The following is a 300-nucleotide window of genomic DNA, read 5'->3' on the forward strand; positions in this document are numbered from 1 at the left end:
GATACCTGTGCCATCTCCAATACAGATAATTGGGCGATTATCATCAATCAAATGGAAAGATTCATTGGTGCGAATCCGTAAAGCAAGTGTATCATTGATTTGAGTATGTTCGGTAAGCCATCCTGAACCAAGCCCAAGTTGACCTTGATGATCATATTGTTGACGAACTGTAAGTCTTAAAAATAACTGGGTTGGAATGCTGGCTATGGAATATTCACGTGTTGGTAATGTTGGAAGTTGTTCAAGTAAATGTTCCATATTGGCGAAAGGTGCTATCTCTACAGTCAAGTCTTTATCGCA

General features: G+C 39.3%; 1 pseudogene. It reads right to left on the reverse strand.

The annotated features are described in order from the left end of the window. Positions 1–300 (reverse strand): annotated as a pseudogene (locus tag A7A69_RS09530) (PepSY domain-containing protein); the annotation flags it as partial.

It is taken from the genome of Acinetobacter guerrae, from assembly GCF_009372255.1.
Lineage (GTDB): Bacteria > Pseudomonadota > Gammaproteobacteria > Pseudomonadales > Moraxellaceae > Acinetobacter > Acinetobacter guerrae.